This is a genomic window from Pseudomonas oryzihabitans, from assembly GCF_007665395.1.
Classification (GTDB): domain Bacteria; phylum Pseudomonadota; class Gammaproteobacteria; order Pseudomonadales; family Pseudomonadaceae; genus Chryseomonas; species Chryseomonas psychrotolerans_C.
The window spans coordinates 387,598-403,212 of the sequence record NZ_VDND01000004.1; the positions used below are offsets into that span (position 1 = coordinate 387,598).

Annotated in this window: 10 protein-coding genes; 9 read left to right on the forward strand and 1 reads right to left on the reverse strand. The window is 68.2% G+C overall.

Annotated elements, in window-relative coordinates; genetic code table 11:
• Positions 1-8: 8 nt before the first annotated feature.
• Positions 9-2,651, reverse strand: coding sequence for a pyruvate dehydrogenase (acetyl-transferring), homodimeric type (aceE, locus tag FSV73_RS11835; protein WP_145007932.1), 2,643 nt, complete (start codon positions 2,649-2,651; stop codon positions 9-11).
• A 329-nt stretch (positions 2,652-2,980) separates the two neighbouring features.
• On the opposite strand from aceE, the gene glnE reads away from it, so the two are divergent.
• The 9 genes from glnE to FSV73_RS11880 all read left to right on the forward strand — a co-directional run bounded on the left by glnE (position 2,981) and on the right by FSV73_RS11880 (position 15,531).
• On the forward strand, positions 2,981-5,941 hold the full coding sequence (gene glnE, locus FSV73_RS11840) for a bifunctional [glutamate--ammonia ligase]-adenylyl-L-tyrosine phosphorylase/[glutamate--ammonia-ligase] adenylyltransferase (protein WP_145007934.1): 2,961 nt from the start codon (positions 2,981-2,983) through the stop codon (positions 5,939-5,941).
• A 113-nt stretch (positions 5,942-6,054) separates the two neighbouring features.
• The gene (waaF, locus tag FSV73_RS11845) at positions 6,055-7,089 is read left to right on the forward strand and encodes a lipopolysaccharide heptosyltransferase II (RefSeq protein WP_145007936.1); all 1,035 of its coding nucleotides are present in this window, start codon (positions 6,055-6,057) and stop codon (positions 7,087-7,089) included.
• Positions 7,090-8,097 (forward strand): lipopolysaccharide heptosyltransferase I, encoded by a 1,008-nt coding sequence (gene waaC, locus FSV73_RS11850; protein WP_145007938.1) that lies wholly within the window; start codon positions 7,090-7,092, stop codon positions 8,095-8,097.
• Entirely contained in the window at positions 8,094-9,212 is a 1,119-nt protein-coding gene (locus FSV73_RS11855; RefSeq protein WP_145007940.1) for a glycosyltransferase family 4 protein, read from the forward strand. The genes waaC and FSV73_RS11855 overlap by 4 nt, the downstream gene beginning before the upstream one ends.
• Complete coding sequence (gene rfaP, locus FSV73_RS11860; protein ID WP_145007942.1) at positions 9,209-10,015, forward strand: lipopolysaccharide core heptose(I) kinase RfaP; 807 nt, start codon at positions 9,209-9,211, stop codon at positions 10,013-10,015. The genes FSV73_RS11855 and rfaP overlap by 4 nt, the downstream gene beginning before the upstream one ends.
• Positions 10,015-10,746, forward strand: coding sequence for a lipopolysaccharide kinase InaA family protein (locus tag FSV73_RS11865; RefSeq protein WP_145007944.1), 732 nt, complete (start codon positions 10,015-10,017; stop codon positions 10,744-10,746). The genes rfaP and FSV73_RS11865 overlap by 1 nt, the downstream gene beginning before the upstream one ends.
• Positions 10,743-11,498 carry a lipopolysaccharide kinase InaA family protein gene (locus tag FSV73_RS11870; protein ID WP_145007945.1) on the forward strand — a complete coding sequence of 252 codons (756 nt, stop codon included), beginning with the start codon at positions 10,743-10,745 and terminating at the stop codon, positions 11,496-11,498. The genes FSV73_RS11865 and FSV73_RS11870 overlap by 4 nt, the downstream gene beginning before the upstream one ends.
• Positions 11,495-12,919, forward strand: a complete 1,425-nt coding sequence (locus tag FSV73_RS11875) for a lipopolysaccharide kinase InaA family protein (RefSeq protein WP_145007947.1) — start codon at positions 11,495-11,497, stop codon at positions 12,917-12,919. The genes FSV73_RS11870 and FSV73_RS11875 overlap by 4 nt, the downstream gene beginning before the upstream one ends.
• 209 nt (positions 12,920-13,128) lie before the next feature.
• A complete protein-coding gene (locus FSV73_RS11880; protein WP_145007949.1) occupies positions 13,129-15,531 on the forward strand; it encodes a membrane-bound PQQ-dependent dehydrogenase, glucose/quinate/shikimate family in 2,403 nt (800 codons plus the stop codon).
• Positions 15,532-15,615: the final 84 nt, after the last annotated feature.

The following is a 15,615-nucleotide window of genomic DNA, read 5'->3' on the forward strand; positions in this document are numbered from 1 at the left end:
GTGCCGCATCAGCAATCCAGGGGATTGCGCTTCTCGGTGTCGATGCCGAACTTGGTGATGGCGTCGGCCACGACCTTGCGTTCCAGCTTGCCTTGGTTGGCCAGCGCCTGCAGAGCGGCGACGGCTACCCAGCGGCGGTCGACCTCGAAGTGATCACGCAGCTTCTTGCGGCTGTCGCTGCGACCGAAGCCGTCGGTACCCAGCACCTGGAATTCGGTGGGGACCCACTGGCGGATCTGATCGGCGAACAGCTTCATGTAGTCGGTGGAGGCGATGACCGGACCCTGGCGCTCGCCCAGGCACTGCTCGACGTAGGTCAGGCGGCGCTCTTCCAGCGGGTGCAGGCGGTTCCAGCGATCCACGGCCAGGCCTTCGCGGCGCAGTTCGTTGAAGCTGGTGACGCTCCAGATATCGGCGCCGACACCCATCTCGCGCAGCAGGCCAGCGGCAGCGCGGACCTCGTTGAGGATGGTGCCCGAGCCCAGCAGCTGGACGCGGTGCTTGAAGTCGCCCTTTTCTTCTTCCAGCAGGTACATGCCCTTGATGATGCCGTCTTCGACACCCTCCGGCATGGCTGGCTGCTGGTAGTTCTCGTTCATCACGGTGATGTAGTAGAAGACGCTCTGCTGCAGTTCCATCATCTGATGGATGCCCTCGCGCATGATCACCGCCAGCTCGTAGGCATAGGTGGGATCGTAGCTGCGGCAGTTGGGGATGGTGCCGGCCAGGATATGGCTGTGACCGTCCTCGTGCTGCAGGCCTTCACCGTTCAGGGTGGTACGACCGGAGGTCCCGCCGAGCAGGAAGCCACGGGTCTGGGCATCGCCCGCCGCCCAGGCCAGGTCGCCGATGCGCTGGAAGCCGAACATCGAATAGAAGATGTAGACCGGCAGCATGGGCTGGTTGTAGTTGCTGTAGGCGGTACCGGCGGCGATGAAGGAGGACATGGCGCCGGCCTCGTTGAGGCCTTCCTGGAGGATCTGGCCGTCCTTCTCTTCGCGGTAGTACATCACCTGGTCGCGGTCGACCGGCTCATAGAGCTGGCCGTGGGGCGAGTAGATGCCCAGCTGGCGGAACATGCCTTCCATGCCGAAGGTGCGGGCCTCGTCGGCGAGGATGGGCACGATGCGCTTGCCCAGGTCCTTGTCCTTGACCAGTTGCGACAGGATCCGGCCGAAGGCCATGGTGGTGGAGATCTCGCGATCGCCGGAGCCGTCCAGTACGGCCTTCAGGGTGTCCAGCGGTGGCGTGGGGATGCTGATGCTGCGGGCGCGACGCTGGGGCAGGTGACCGCCCAGGGCTTCGCGGCGACCCATCAGGTACTTCATCTCGGCGCTGTCGTCGGCCGGACGGTAGAAGGGCAGCTCGCTGAGCTGGGAATCGTTCAGCGGGATGTCGAAGCGATCGCGGAATTTCTTCAGCGAGTCCACATCGACCTTCTTGGTGTTGTGCGCGGTGTTCTTGGCTTCGCCGGCACCGGTACCGTAACCCTTGATGGTCTTGGCCAGGATGACGGTGGGCTGGCCCTTGTGGTTGACCGCCTGGTGGTAGGCCGCATAGACCTTGTAGGGGTCGTGACCGCCACGGTTGAGCTTCCAGATCTCGTCGTCGGACAGGTCCTCGACCATCTTCAGCAGCTCGGGATTGGCGCCGAAGAAGTGCTTGCGCACATAGGCACCGTCTTTCGCCTTGTAGTTCTGGTATTCACCATCGACCACGGCGTCCATGCGCTGCTGCATGCGGCCTTCGGTGTCGCGGGCGAACAGCGGGTCCCACATGCGGCCCCAGAGGACCTTGGTGACGTTCCAGTCGGCGCCGCGGAAGATGCCTTCCAGTTCCTGGACGATCTTGCCATTGCCGCGGACCGGGCCGTCGAGGCGCTGCAGGTTGCAGTTGATGACGAAGATCAGGTTGTCGAGGTTCTCGCGGCCGGCCAGGGAGATGGCACCCAGGGTTTCCGGCTCGTCGCACTCGCCGTCGCCGATGAAGCACCAGACCTTCTGCTTGCCGGCGGGGATGTAGCCGCGGTTCTCCAGGTACTTCATGAAGCGTGCCTGGTAGATGGCGGTGATGGGGCCCAGGCCCATGGAGACGGTGGGGAACTGCCAGAAGTCCGGCATCAGGTGCGGGTGCGGGTAGCTCGACAGGCCCTTGCCGTCCACTTCCTGGCGGAAATTGTTCATCTGGTCTTCGGAGAGGCGGCCTTCCAGGAAGGCACGGGCGTAGACGCCGGGGGAGGCATGGCCCTGGTAGTAGATCAGGTCGCCGCCGTGCTCTTCGTTGGGCGCCTTCCAGAAATAGTTGAAGCCGATGTCATAAAGGGTGGCGCTGGAGGCGAAGGTGGAGATGTGGCCACCCAGATCCGGATCCTTGAGGTTGGCGCGCATGACCATCGCCAGGGCGTTCCAGCGGACCAGCGAGCGGATGCGCCGCTCCATGAACAGGTCGCCCGGCATGTGGGCTTCCCTGGTCACTGGAATGGTGTTGCGATAGGGCGTAGTGATGGAGTAGGGCAGCTGGGTACCACTGCGGGTGGCCAGTTCGCCCATGCGGGTCATCAGATAATGAACGCGCTCCTCGCCTTCGTGGTCGAGGACGGACTCCAGGGCGTCCAGCCATTCCTGGGTTTCGACGGGATCGAGATCTTGCATGGCTTGCTCCAGGGCGGAAAGGCTTCCAGAATCGGTCGCCTCAGGGTCGCCGCCGGCCTCTTGGGGGCAGCGAAAATTCTTGGATTTATGACCGGACGGTTCCGATCGGCGTGTAGTTTTACTACAAATTCAATTCCGTTTCAGCTCCGAGCTGAAATGGATAAAAAACAATTCGACGTTTGTCGAACGCCCTACTCCAGGGCTCGCGAACTCCGAACCGCGGACGGAAAAACGGTTCCCGCTCGGACCGGGTGGTCCGTCGGAATGTCCCTCGAATCGGCTGCGCGGCAGGGGTGGCGACGTTCGACGGTCTTTGTGCAGGACTGCCCATGATACCGCCTCTACGCTCCGATCTGCCTCCTACTCTCGTCGCCTGTGCCGACCTTGCCGAGCGCCGCCTGGTCGAGGCGCTCGCCGGGGTGCCGGAAGCGGCCGCGCGGCGCGCCCAGTGGTCCGCGGCGCAACAGGCCGACTGGCGGCGGGTGGCGGCCCTCAGCGATTTCGTCGTCGAGCAATTCTGCCGCCTGCCCGAACCCTGCCTGGCGCTGGTCGCCGCGGGCGATCTGGAGCGGGCACTGGCGCCGGGCGAGATGGCGCAGCGGTTGCGCGAGGCGCTCGTCGACTGCCCGGACGAGGCCGAGCTGGGGCGGCGACTGCGGCGCTTCCGCATGCTGCAGCAGGTGCGCATCGTCTGGCGCGACCTGACCCGGCGGGCCGACCTGCTGGAAACCTGTCGCGACCTCAGCGACCTGGCCGATGCCTGCATCGACCAGGCCTGCGCCTGGCTGTATGCCCAGCAGTGTGCCCAGTTCGGCGTGCCGACCGGCCGCCACAGCGGCCAGCCGCAGCAACTGGTGGTGCTGGGCATGGGCAAGCTGGGGGCGGGCGAATTGAACCTGTCCTCCGACATCGACCTGATCTTCGCCTATGGCGAGGCGGGGGAGACCCGTGGTGCGCGGCGCGAGCAGGACAACCAGGAATTCTTCACCCGGCTCGGCCAGCGGCTGATCAAGGCGCTGGACGCCGTCACCGTGGACGGCTTCGTCTTTCGCGTCGACATGCGCCTGCGGCCCTATGGCAGCGCTGGCGCCCTGGTGCTCAGCTTCGCCGCCATGGAGCTCTATTACCAGGACCAGGGCCGCGACTGGGAGCGCTACGCCATGATCAAGGCACGGGTGGTCGGCGGTGACCAGGCCAGTGGCGCCGAGCTGCTGACCCTGCTGCGGCCCTTCGTCTATCGGCGCTACCTGGACTTCTCCGCCATCGAAGCCCTGCGCAGCATGAAGCAGCTGATCCGCCAGGAGGTGCGCCGGCGCGGCATGACCGACAACGTCAAGCTGGGCGCGGGCGGCATCCGCGAGGTGGAGTTCATCGCCCAGGCCTACCAGCTGATCCATGGTGGACGGGATCCGGCGCTGCAGCAGCGCCCACTGCTCCAGGTCTTGCCCAGCCTGCGCGAGCGTGGCTACCTGCCGGCGTCGGCCGAGACCGAATTGCGCGAGGGCTATAGCTTCCTGCGCTATGTCGAACATGCCTTGCAGGCCATCGCCGACCAGCAGACCCAGACCCTGCCGGTGGACCCCCAGAACCGGGCGCGGGTGGCCTTCCTGATGGGCTATGCCGATTGGGATGCCTTCTATACGGCCCTCGACGGCTGGCGTACGCGGGTCGATTGGCACTTCCAGCAGACCATCGCCGATCCCGAAGAGGAGGCCCAGAGCGCCGAGCTGGAAGACAGCTGGCTGCCGCTCTGGGAAGACCTGCTCGATCCCGAGGAAAGCCTGGCGCGCCTGCGCGAGGCGGGTTTCCAGGCGCCGGAGCAGGCGCTGGAATTGCTCGCGCAGCTGCGCGCCAGTGGCCAGGTACGGGCCATGCAGCGCGCCGGCCGCGAGCGGCTGGACGCCTTCATGCCGCGCCTGCTGGATGCGGTGAGCGTCGACGAGCAGCCCGACCGGGCGCTGGAGCGGGTGCTGCCGCTGGTGGAGGCGGTGGCGCGGCGCTCCGCCTACCTGGTGCTGCTCAGCGAGAATCCGCCGGCCCTGGCGCGGCTGCTGGAACTCTGTGGCGCCAGCGCCTGGGTGGCCGAGCAGATCGCCCGCTATCCGGCGCTGCTCGACGAGTTGCTCAACGAAGGCCGGCTCTACAACCCGCCGCAGAAGCCGGAGCTGGCCGCCGAGTTGCGCGAGCGACTGATGCGCCTGCCGGAGGAAGACCTCGAGCAGCAGATGGACGTGCTGCGCCACTTCAAGCGCGCCCACAGCCTGAGGGTCGCGGCGGCGGAGATCGTCGGCAGCCTGCCCTTGATGAAGGTCAGCGACTACCTCACCTGGCTGGCCGAGGTGATCCTCGAAGAGGTGTTCGGCCTGGCCTGGCGGCAGCTGGTGCAGCGCCATGGCACGCCGCAGCGACGCGACGGCTCGCCCTGCCAGCCGGATTTCGTCATCGTCGGCTACGGCAAGGTCGGTGGCATCGAACTCGGCCACGGCTCGGACCTCGACCTGGTGTTCATCCACGATGCCGATCCCCTGGCCGAGACCGATGGCGCCAAGCCCATGGATGGCGCCCAGTTCTTCAACAGGCTCGGCCAGCGCATCATCCATCTGCTCACCACCACCACCCCGGTGGGCACTCTCTACGAGGTGGACATGCGCCTGCGGCCGTCCGGCGCGGCGGGGCTGCTGGTGAGTTCGCTGGAGGCCTTCGAACGCTACCAGCAGAGCGAGGCCTGGACCTGGGAGCACCAGGCCCTGGTGCGGGCGCGGGTGGTGGCGGGTTGCCCGCGGCTGGGCGAACGCTTCGACGAGGTGCGGGCACGCATCCTCGCGCAGCCGCGGGAGCTGGCGACCCTGCAGGCCGACGTGGCCGGCATGCGCGACAAGATGCTCGACAACCTCGGTACCGCGGTGACTGGTGGCGGACTGGGGCCGAACGCGCGCCGGCCGGAACAGCGGTTCGACCTCAAGCAGGATGCCGGCGGTATCGTCGATATCGAATTTATGGTCCAATACGCCGTTCTGGCCTGGTCGTGGCAGCACCCCGAATTGCTGCGTTTTCCCGACAACATCCGCCTCCTGGAATCCCTCGAAGCGGTCGGTCTGTTACCGGCCACGGACGCCATCGCCCTGCGCGAGGCCTACAAGGCCTACCGCGCCGCGCTGCACCGTCTGGTCTTGCAGAAGCAGCCGGGCAAGGTGCCGGCCGATGGCTTTCTCGCCGAGCGCGACGAAGTGCGCCGCATCTGGCACGGCCTGGGGCTGGACGTAGCGTCCGGCAATCCGGCTGCCTTTTAGGCCGCCATCAGTAAGGAGAGGCAAGATGTCGATGTCCGCGCGGGACCTTTCGATCAGGCAGGGCCTGATGGGGCTGGAGTCGGTCACCCGCTAGGTGCCGACCGCCTGCCAACATGAATATTCTGATCATCGGACCCAGTTGGGTCGGCGACATGGTGATGGCGCAGACCCTCTTCGTCTGCCTCAAGCGCCAGCACCCCGACTGCCAGATCGACGTCCTCGCCCCCGAGTGGAGTCGCCCCTTGCTCGAGCGCATGCCCGAGGTGCGCGAGGCCTTGAGCTTTCCCCTCGGCCATGGCGCCTTCGAGCTGGCCACCCGCCGGCGTATCGGCCAGCAGCTGCGCGGCCGCTACGACCAGGCGATCCTGCTGCCCAATTCGCTGAAATCGGCGCTGGTGCCCTATTTCGCCGGCATTCCCACCCGTACCGGCTGGCGCGGCGAAATGAGATTCGGCCTGCTCAACGACATCCGCACCCTGGACAAGGCCCGCTATCCGCTGATGATCGAGCGCTTCATGGCGCTGGCCTATGCCCCGGGTGCCGACCTGCCCAAACCCTACCCCGAGCCGCACCTGGTCATCGACCCGGCCAGCCGTGATGCTGCTTTGGAGCGTTTCGGTCTGAGCCTGGACCGGCCGGTGCTGGCGCTCTGCCCGGGCGCCGAATTCGGCGAGGCCAAGCGCTGGCCGGCCGAGCACTATGCCGCCGTGGCCGATGCCCGGTTGCGGCAGGGCTGGCAGGTCTGGCTGTTCGGCTCGCAGAAGGATGCTCCGGGTGGCGAAGAGATCCGCGAGTGGGTCACACCCGGCCTGGACGAAGACGTCTACAACCTGGCGGGTCGCACCTCCCTGGCCGAGGCCATCGATCTGCTGTCCTGCGCCAGCGCCGTGGTCAGCAACGACTCTGGGCTGATGCACGTGGCCGCCGCCCTGGATCGCCCGTTGGTGGCCGTCTATGGCTCCACTTCGCCGGGCTTCACGCCGCCGCTGGCCAGCCAGGTGCAAACGGTGCGCCTGGGGCTGGAATGCAGTCCCTGTTTCGACCGTACCTGCCGCTTCGGTCATTACGACTGCCTGCGCCTGCTACAACCCAGCCTGGTGCAGGACGCCCTCGGCCGCCTGGTCGCTGATCCGGTCGAGGTGGGCTAGATGCGCGTGCTGCTGATCAAGACCTCGTCCCTGGGCGACGTCATCCATACCCTGCCGGCGTTGACCGATGCGGCCCGGGCCATCCCCGGCATCTGCTTCGACTGGGTGGTGGAGGAGGGCTTCGCCGAGATTCCCGCCTGGCATCCGGCGGTGGGCCAGGTGATCCCGGTGGCCCTGCGCCGCTGGCGCAAGCAACCCTTTTCCGCCTGGGCCAGTGGCGAATGGGGTGAATTCAAGAACCGGGTGCGCGAACGTCCCTACGACCGGGTGATCGATGCCCAGGGCCTGCTCAAGAGCGCCTGGCTGACCCGCTACGTGGAGGCCCCGGTGGCCGGCCTCGACCGCCATTCGGCCCGCGAGCCGCTGGCGAGTCGCTTCTACGATGAGCGCTACCACGTGGCCAAGGGGCAGCATGCCCTGGAGCGGGTGCGTCAGCTGTTCGCCCAGGCGCTGGACTATCCGCTGCCGAACGCGGTAGGCGACTACGGGCTGGACCGGCAGCGCCTGGCCGGCCCCCAGGAGACGCCCTACGTGGTCTTCCTGCACGGCACCACCTGGGTCAGCAAGCATTGGCCCGAGGCCCACTGGCGCGAGTTGGCCGAGCGCATGAGCCAGCTGGACTGGCCGGTGCGGCTGCTGTGGGGCAACGAGGCCGAGCACGCCCGGGCCGAACGCATCGCCGCTGGCCTGGATGGCGTCCAGGTGCTGCCACGGCTGAACCTGGCCGGCGTCGCCAAGGTGCTGGCGGGTGCCCGCGCCTGCGTGGCGGTGGATACCGGTCTCGGCCACCTGGCCGCCGCGCTGGACGTCACCACCGTGTCCCTCTACGGCCCGACCAGTCCGAAGAAGGTCGGCGCCTATGGCCGCGCCCAGGTGCACCTGAGCGCGGTGGGCCTGGACGGCACCGACGAGCCGCGCGACCAGCCGGCCGCGAGCCTCGCCGCCCTGACCCCGGAGCGGGTCGAACTGGAACTGGAAACCCTGTTGTTGGAAGACCTCCCCGCATGACCCTGGCTTTCGTGCTCTACAAGTACTTTCCCTTCGGCGGCCTGCAGCGGGACTTCCTGCGCATCGCCCAGGAGTGCCAGCGCCGTGGCCACGCCATCCGCGTCTACACCCTGATCTGGGAGGGCCCGGTGCCCGAGGGCTTCGACGTGCGGGTGGCCAAGGTCAGCGCCCTTTTCAATCACCGGCGCAACGAGAAATTCCATGCCTGGCTGCAGGCCGACCTGGCCCGCGATCCGGTGGATCGGGTGATCGGCTTCAACAAGATGCCCGGGCTGGACGTCTATTACGCCGCCGATCCCTGCTTCGAGGACAAGGCCCAGACCCTGCGCAATCCGCTCTATCGCCAGTGGGGCCGCTATCGCCATTTCGCCGAATACGAGCGGGCGGTGTTCGCCCCCGAGTCGCGCACCGAGATCCTGATGATCTCCGAGGTGCAGCAGCCGCTGTTCGTCAAGCACTACGGGACGCCCGCGCCGTGTTTCCATCTGCTGCCGCCGGGCATCGCCGCCGATCGCCGCGCGCCGGCCAATGCCGCCGAGATCCGCGCCGACTTCCGCCGGGAGTTCGGCCTGCACGAGGGCGAACTGCTGCTGGTGCAGATCGGCTCCGGCTTCAAGACCAAGGGGCTGGATCGCAGCCTGCGCGCCCTGGCCTCTTTGCCCAAGGAGTTGCGCAAGCGCACCCGGCTGTTCGCCATCGGCCAGGACGATCCCAAGCCCTTCCTGCTGCAGGCCAAGGCCCTGGGCGTGAGCGAGCGGGTCGAGATCCTCAAGGGGCGCAGCGACATCCCGCGCTTCCTGCTCGGCGCCGACCTGCTGATCCATCCGGCCTACAACGAGAACACCGGCACCGTGCTGCTGGAGGCGCTGGTCGCCGGGCTGCCGGTGCTGGTCACCGACGTCTGTGGCTATGCCCACTACATCGACGAGGCCCGAGCTGGCAAAGTGGTGCCGTCGCCCTTCGCCCAGGAGACCCTGGACCGGATGCTCGCCGAGCTGTTGGCCGATCCCGAGCGCCGGGCGGTGCAGGGGCGCAATGGCCTGGCCTTCGCCGACAGCGCCGATCTCTATTCGCTGCCCGAGCGCGCCGCCGACGTCATCCTGGGGGTGGCATGACCCTGGAATTGCGCGACCCCTTCGCCAGTCTCTGGACTGGCCAGGACCCCTTCGTCGCCGTGGAGGCCTTGCAGGGCCAGGTGTTCCGCGAGCTGGACGGCCGCCGCACCCTGCGCACCGAGGTGGCCGGACGGGGTTACTTCGTCAAGATCCACCGTGGCATCGGCTGGGGCGAGATCGCCAAGAACCTGCTGCAGGCCAAGCAGCCGGTGCTGGGCGCCCGTCAGGAATGGCAGGCCATCGCGCGACTGCATCAGGTCGGGGTGCCGACCATGACCGCCGTGGCCTTCGGCGAGCGCGGCGTCAATCCGGCGACCCAGCACTCCTTCATCATCACCGAGGAGCTGGCGCCCACCGTCAGCCTCGAGGATTTCAGCCTCGACTGGGTACGCCAGCCGCCCGAACCGGCGCTCAAGCGCGCGCTGATCGCCGAGGTGGCGCGCATGACCGGCGCCATGCACCGCGCCGGCGTCAACCATCGCGACTGCTATATCTGCCATTTCCTGCTCGACACCGCCAAGCCGGTCACGGTCGCCAACCTGCGCCTCTGGCTGATCGACCTGCATCGCGCCCAGTGCCGCACCCAGGTGCCTCGTCGCTGGCGCGACAAGGACCTGGCCGGACTGTATTTCTCCGCCCTGGGCATCGGCCTGACGCGCCGTGACTTCCTGCGTTTCCTGCGTGGCTACTTCCAGCGGCCGCTGCGCGAGATCCTGCGCGACGAGGCGCCCCTGCTGGCGCGCCTGGAGCGCAAGGCCGCCGCGTTGCTCGAGCGCAAGGAGCGCTACGGAGACCGTCTCTGATGGCTGACTGGCGTCTCGACTCCAGCGTTGCCCATATCCGCGAGTTCGCGACCCTCGACGGGGTGTTCGCCCTCGAAGGCGAGCGCCTGACCAGCGATCCGCTGTCGGAAGTGATCCGCATCGAACGCGATGGCATCCGCTACTACGTCAAGCGCTACCACGGCGCGGGCAAGGGTTTGCGGCGTTACGTGGGGCGGCCGCGGGTCAAGGCGGAGTGGCAGAATCTTAAGCGTTTCGCCAAGTGGGGCATCGCCACCGCACCGGTGGTGGCCTGGGGCCTGGAGCGTTCGCCCCGCGGATTCAGCCGGGGCGCCATGATCACCCGGGAGATTCCCGACACCCTGGACCTCGCCGAACTGGCGCGGCGCGGCGATCCGCGGCTGCGCGACCGACGCTGGGTGGACAACGTCAGCCGCCAGCTGGCCGCGGCGACCCGCACCCTGCACGACCACCATTTCGCCCACAACGATCTCAAGTGGCGCAACCTGCTGGTGGATGGCCAGGGCGTGCTCTACTTCATCGATTGCCCGGGCGGCGCCTTCTGGGTCGGCCACTGGCTGCGCTGGCGCATCGTCAAGGACCTGGCCTGCCTGGACAAGGTGGCCAAGTACCAGCTGTCGCGCACCCAGCGGCTCAGGTTCTATCTGCAATACCGCGGGCGCACCCGACTCAGCGACAACGACAAGGGCCGCATCCACGAGGTGCTGGACTATTTCAAGGGGCGGGAATGAACGAGGGATGGGCGGCCGCGGACAGGGCCGTGCTGGCCGGTGCGGGCCTGGACAGCTTCGCGGCGCTGTGGGCGCTGGAGCTGCCGGCGGTGGACGAGCCCAACCAGGGGCGTGGCGGCTTCAGCCAGGTGTTCCGCCTGGACGTGGCTGGCCACGGCTACTACCTCAAGCGGCAGCGCGACTACCTGACCCGGACCCTGGCCCGCCCGCTGGGCGAACCGACCTTCGCCCGCGAGAGTCGCAACATCCGCCGCTACGCCGAACGCGGCATTCCGGCGCTGGAGCTGGCCTACTATGGTGAGCGACGCGATGCCGAGGGCTGGCGCGCCATCCTGCTGACCCGCGCCCTGGACGACTGGCGTGACCTCGATAGCTGGCTGAAGGTCTGGCCGCACCTGTCCCCCGACGAGCGCGCGGCGGTGCTGGTCGCCGTCGGGGGACTGGCCCGCCAGCTGCACGCCGCCGGGCAGGTCCACGGCTGCTTCTATCCCAAGCACCTGTTCCTGCAACGCCAGAGCGAAGGCCTGGCGGCGCGCCTCATCGACCTGGAAAAGACCCGGCCGTTGCTGTTCGGCCGGCGCGATCGGCTGCGTGATCTCGAACCCCTGTTGCGGCGTGCGCCGCAGTGGCGCGAGCAGGACATCGCCCTGCTGCTGGCCAGCTATCTGGGGCAACCCCTGGACAGCGCCGCCGTGCGTGACTGGGGCCGCCGGCTGGCCGGACGCCGCCGCCACAAGGAGCGCAAGGCATGACCCTGGAGCAACTGGCCAAGGCCGGCCGCGCCCCGGCGCTGCCGCTGCGCATCGAGCTGCCCACTGGCGAACTGGAACTGCGATCGCTGCTGCGGGTGCTGCCCGGTCAGCGCTACGTCGGCGAGGCCCGCTGGCAGGGCCGCCGGGTCCTGGCCAAGTTGCTGGTGGGCGACCGCGCCGCCCGGCAATTCGCCCGCGAGCGCGAGGGCTGTCGCCTGCTGGCGGCAGCCGCGGCGGCGCCCACGCCCGAGTTGCTGGAGAGTGGCGAGGCGAGCGGGCAGGGCGCCTGGTTGCTGTTCGACTTCATCGAGGCCGCGCCCAGCGTCGACCAGCTCTGGCAGCAGATCGCGGGCGAGCCGCCGCTGTCGCCCGCGCAGAACGACTTGCTGGGCGCGGCGCTGGCCACCCTGGCCCGGCTGCATGCCCAGGGCCTCTGGCAGGCCGACCTGCACCTGGACAACCTGCTGGTCAAGGACGGCGCCGCCCTGGTCATCGACGCGGCGGACATCCAGGCCGAGACGGTCGGCCAGCCGCTGTCCCAGGCGCGGGTGCAGGAGAACCTGGCGGTGTTCTTCGCCCAGTTGCCGGCCGCCCTGGATGCCCAGCTGGAAGAACTGCTGATCCACTACCTGCTGGTCAATGCCGAGCACGCCCTGCGCCTCGACGCCCTGCTGGCGCGCACCGCCGAGATTCGCCGCTGGCGCCTGGCCGACTACCTGAAGAAGAGCGGTCGGGAGTGCACCCTGTTCGCCGTCACCCGCAGCGCCTTCGGCCTGATCGCCGTGCGCCGCCCCTGGCTGGCCAGGCTCGAAGGCCTGCTGGCCGATCCCGATGCCGCCCTGGCTGGCCTGCCGACCTTCAAGGACGGCGGCGCCGCCACCGTGGCGCGGCTGTCGTGGCAAGGCCAGGACCTGGTGCTCAAGAGGTACAACATCAAGGGCTTCGGCCACTGGCTGACGCGCTTCTGGCGGCCGAGCCGGGCCTGGCACAGCTGGCGGGAAGGGCACCGGCTGCTGTTCCTCGGCATCCCCACGCCCGAACCCCTGGCGGTCCGCGAGCGCCGGTTCCTCGGTCTGCGCGGACGTGCCTACCTGGTGACGCCCTATGTGGCCGGTCCCAATCTGCTGGAGCGCTTCGCGCCCTATGTCGATTCCGCCCCGCCCGCAGCGGAACTGGAGGCCCTGCTGGCCCTGGTCGACGCCCTGCGCCGCGAGCGCCTCGGCCATGGCGACTTCAAGGGGACCAACCTGATCTGGCATGACGGTCGCTGGCAGGTGATCGACCTCGATGCCCTCCAGGCCCACAGCAGCGACCAGGCCTATGCCCGCGCCTATGCCCGCGATCGCGCCCGGTTGCTGCGCAACTGGCCCGCCGACAGTGCGCTCCATCGGCTGCTCGATAGCCGTCTACCACCGGCCTGAGCGCGGGTCGTTCGATAAACGACCCGTTTCGCGCAAAAATGAACCAGCTAGTTAATTAGCTGGCTACCTTTGTGGCAGAATGTCGCAGCCTGAGGGGCCCCGCCAGGGCGTCTGGCCTGCGCGATACGCCCGGCACCCATAACGAGATCCAAGAACGGACCCGCCAGTGGCGGGCTTCTGGCACGCATGAGTTTTTTAAGGAGACGACGATGAGTGGCAATGGGGGCGCGACCCGCGCCTGCAAGTTCCTGGTATCTGCCCTGGGTGTGCTGATCGCCCTGCTGGGCCTGGCGCTGATGGGGGGTGGCGTCTACCTCGCCACCCTCGGCGGCAGTCTCTATTTCGTTCTGGGTGGCCTGCTGCTGACCCTGGCCGGCGTCCTGATCGCCGTACGGCGGCCGCTGGGCGCCTGGCTCTACGCCCTGTTCCTGCTGGCGACCCTGGTCTGGGCCCTGGTCGATGTCGGCCTGGTGTTCTGGCCGCTGGTCTCGCGGCTGATGATGTTCGCCGTGATCGGCGCGGTGGTGGCCCTGGCCTATCCGGCGCTGGTGCGCGCCCGTGGCGGCGTCGCCGGCAAGGGTGGGTACGCGCTGGCCGGCCTGCTGGCCGTGGCCTGCGCAGCGAGCTTCGCCTGGATGTTCAAGCCGCAACCGCTGGTGGCCGCCGCAACGGCACCCGCCGTCACCCCGGTGACGCCCGCTACCGCCCAGCAGGATTGGCGCCATTGGGGCAACACCACCGCCGGGACTCGCTTCGCCGCCCTCGACCAGATCACCAAGGCCAACGTCGGCCAGCTGCAGGTGGCCTGGACCTTCCAGACCGGCGACGTGCCCCAGAGCAATGGCTTCGGCGCCGAGGATCAGGTGACGCCGCTGCAGGTCGGCAACAGCGTCTATCTCTGTACCGCGCACAACCAGGTGTTCGCCCTCGACGCCGATACCGGGGCCAAGCGCTGGTCCTTCGATCCCAAGGCCACCGCGCCCAACTGGCAACGCTGCCGGGGCGTCGGCTATTACGAGGACGCGCCGGTCGCCCAGGCCAGCGCCGTCGCCTCCGCAGCTCCCGCCCAGCCGGCGGCGACCTGCCAGCGACGCATCCTCACCACCACCATCGATGCCCGGCTGTTCGCCCTGGACGCCGACACCGGCAAGCCTTGCGCCGACTTCGGCGACAATGGCGTGGTCGACCTCAAGGCCGGCCTGGGCGAGGTCAAGCCGGGCTTCTATACCCTGACCGCCGCGCCCCTGGTGGCCGGCGATCTGATCGTCATCGGCGGTCGGGTGGCCGACAACATCGAGGTGAACGAGCCGAGCGGGGTCATCCGCGCCTTCGACGTCCACACCGGCAAGAAGGTCTGGGCCTGGGATCTGGCCAAGGAAACCCCGGACACCCCGCTGGACCCCAACATCGACTACACCCGCGCCACGCCGAACGTCTGGACCTCCATGGCCTACGACGCGAAGCTCGGCCTGATCTATCTGCCGACCGGTAATACCACCCCTGATGCCTGGGGTGGCGAGCGTACGCCGCAGGACGACAAGTACAGCTCGGCGGTCGTCGCCCTGGACGTCAAGACCGGCCAGGAGCGCTGGGTCTACCAGACCGTCCACCACGACCTCTGGGACTACGACCTGCCGGCGCAACCGACCCTGGTCGACGTGCCGGACGGGCAGGGCGGTAGCCTGCCGGGCCTGATCCAGACCACCAAGGCCGGCCAGGTCTTCCTGCTCAACCGGGAAACCGGCAAGCCCATCGCCGAGGTGCGTGATCAACCGGTCAAGGCACCGCCGCAAGAGGTGACCGGCGAACGGCATTCGCCGACCCAGCCGTTGTCGGTGGGCCTGCCCGCCATCGGCACCGAGACCCTCACCGAGTCGGCCATGTGGGGCGCCACCCCCTATGACCAGCTGCTCTGCCGCATCCAGTTCAAGCAGATGCGCTACGACGGCATGTTCACCGCGCCGTCCACCGATGTCTCCCTGCAGTGGCCCGGTTCCCTGGGCGGCATGAACTGGGGCAGCAACTCCATCGATCCCACCACCGGCTACCTGTTCGTCAACGACATGCGCCTGGGGCTGTGGACGCGGCTGATCCCGCGCGCCCAGATGGAGAACAACAAGGCCGGTGGCGTCGAGATGGGCGCTGCCTCCCAGACCGGTACCCCCTATGGGTCGCTGCGTAACCGCTTCCTCTCGCCACTGGGCATTCCCTGCCAAGCGCCGCCCTACGGCACCATGACCGCCATCGACCTCAAGACCCGCAAGGTCGCCTGGCAGGTGCCGGTGGGTACCGTGCAGGACACCGGGCCGCTGGGCATCAAGCTGCACCTGCCGATCCCCATCGGCATGCCCACCCTGGGTGGCTCCCTGGCGACCCAGGCCGGCCTGCTGTTCTTCGCCGGTACCCAGGACTACTACCTGCGCGCCTACGACAGCGGCACCGGCCGCGAGATCTGGCGTGCGCGCCTGCCGGTGGGCAGCCAGGGCACGCCCATCACCTACGTCTCGCCCAAGACCGGCAAGCAGTACGTGGTGATCAGCGCCGGTGGCGCCCGCCAGTCGCCGGATCGCGGCGACTACGTGATCGCCTACGCCCTGCCCGACAAGCGCTGATCCCAGCGGCTTGACCTCCCGAAGCCCGCCGGAGCGATCCGGCGGGCTTCGTCGTTTCCGGCCCGGGACGGGCACCGCCTGGCC

What these genes read in the sequence shown, in the direction of transcription:
- FSV73_RS11875 (WP_145007947.1), top strand. Translation starts at nt 11,495, where the DNA reads ATGACCCTGGAGCAACTGGCCAAGGCCGGCCGCGCCCCGGCGCTGCCG.
- waaF (WP_145007936.1), top strand. Translation starts at nt 6,055, where the DNA reads ATGAATATTCTGATCATCGGACCCAGTTGGGTCGGCGACATGGTGATG.
- waaC (WP_145007938.1), top strand. Translation starts at nt 7,090, where the DNA reads ATGCGCGTGCTGCTGATCAAGACCTCGTCCCTGGGCGACGTCATCCAT.
- FSV73_RS11865 (WP_145007944.1), top strand. Translation starts at nt 10,015, where the DNA reads ATGGCTGACTGGCGTCTCGACTCCAGCGTTGCCCATATCCGCGAGTTC.
- FSV73_RS11855 (WP_145007940.1), top strand. Translation starts at nt 8,094, where the DNA reads ATGACCCTGGCTTTCGTGCTCTACAAGTACTTTCCCTTCGGCGGCCTG.
- FSV73_RS11880 (WP_145007949.1), top strand. Translation starts at nt 13,129, where the DNA reads ATGAGTGGCAATGGGGGCGCGACCCGCGCCTGCAAGTTCCTGGTATCT.
- rfaP (WP_145007942.1), top strand. Translation starts at nt 9,209, where the DNA reads ATGACCCTGGAATTGCGCGACCCCTTCGCCAGTCTCTGGACTGGCCAG.
- aceE (WP_145007932.1), bottom strand. Translation starts at nt 2,651, where the DNA reads ATGCAAGATCTCGATCCCGTCGAAACCCAGGAATGGCTGGACGCCCTG.
- glnE (WP_145007934.1), top strand. Translation starts at nt 2,981, where the DNA reads ATGATACCGCCTCTACGCTCCGATCTGCCTCCTACTCTCGTCGCCTGT.
- FSV73_RS11870 (WP_145007945.1), top strand. Translation starts at nt 10,743, where the DNA reads ATGAACGAGGGATGGGCGGCCGCGGACAGGGCCGTGCTGGCCGGTGCG.